The sequence below is a fragment of the Bacillus sp. LR--39 genome, assembly GCF_053613335.1.
On the sequence record NZ_JBSIOT010000464.1, the window covers coordinates 1 to 946 of the forward strand.

Annotated in this window: 1 protein-coding gene and 1 pseudogene; both read left to right on the forward strand. The window is 48.7% G+C overall.

Translation table 11 applies throughout. The annotated features are described in order from the left end of the window. Window positions 1-186: pseudogene (locus ACWHAR_RS24165) on the forward strand (glycosyltransferase family 2 protein); the annotation flags it as partial. Between the two features lie 13 nt (window positions 187-199). Beyond that, a complete protein-coding gene (locus ACWHAR_RS24170) occupies window positions 200-877 on the forward strand; it encodes a uracil-DNA glycosylase (protein ID WP_003242965.1) in 678 nt (225 codons plus the stop codon). The last annotated feature ends 69 nt before the right edge of the window (window positions 878-946 follow it).

Sequence of the window (946 nt, forward strand, 5' to 3'; positions counted from 1 at the left end):
TCTGCGGACCTTGGCGCCAAGCGGAAGCAATATTTGGATCGTTTAAGTGAAAAGCACGGACTCGGGGAGCTGCCGACGAAAAACTTTGCCGTCCTGCTTGAAGAGCCTGAGATGAAGAGGCGGGAAGCAAAAAGTGAAATGGTTTGGGATGGCGAGCCTGTCTATTCCAGACTTCATCGTTCGTAAGGGGGCCTAAATCTTGAAACAGCTTTTACAAGACAGCTGGTGGAATCAGCTAAAGGAAGAGTTTGAGAAACCGTATTATCAAGAGCTCAGAGAAATGCTGAAGCGGGAATACGCGGAGCAAACGATTTATCCGGACAGCCGGGATATTTTCAATGCGCTGCATTATACATCATATGATGATGTCAAGGTCGTCATTCTGGGACAAGATCCGTATCACGGGCCGGGACAGGCTCAAGGTTTAAGCTTCTCTGTCAAGCCCGGTGTAAAGCAGCCGCCTTCGTTAAAAAATATTTTTCTTGAGCTGCAGCAGGACATCGGGTGCAGCATCCCGAATCACGGGTCGCTTGTGAGCTGGGCAAAGCAAGGCGTTCTTTTGCTGAATACTGTGCTGACAGTAAGGCGCGGACAGGCGAATTCCCATAAGGGAAAAGGCTGGGAGCGACTGACGGACCGAATTATTGACGTGCTGAGTGAAAGGGAGCGGCCGGTTATCTTTATTTTGTGGGGACGGCATGCTCAAATGAAAAAAGAACGGATCGACACGTCCAAGCATTTTATCATTGAATCGACGCATCCCAGCCCGTTTTCGGCGAGAAACGGATTTTTCGGGAGCAGACCGTTTTCCCGGGCGAATGCCTATTTGGAGAAAATGGGAGAGGCGCCGATTGATTGGTGTATTAAGGATTTGTAAAAAGCGCAGGTTATCTGCGCTTTTTTATTTGAGTATTTTTCGAATCATTCGCAGCCCGTTTTTGGAGGA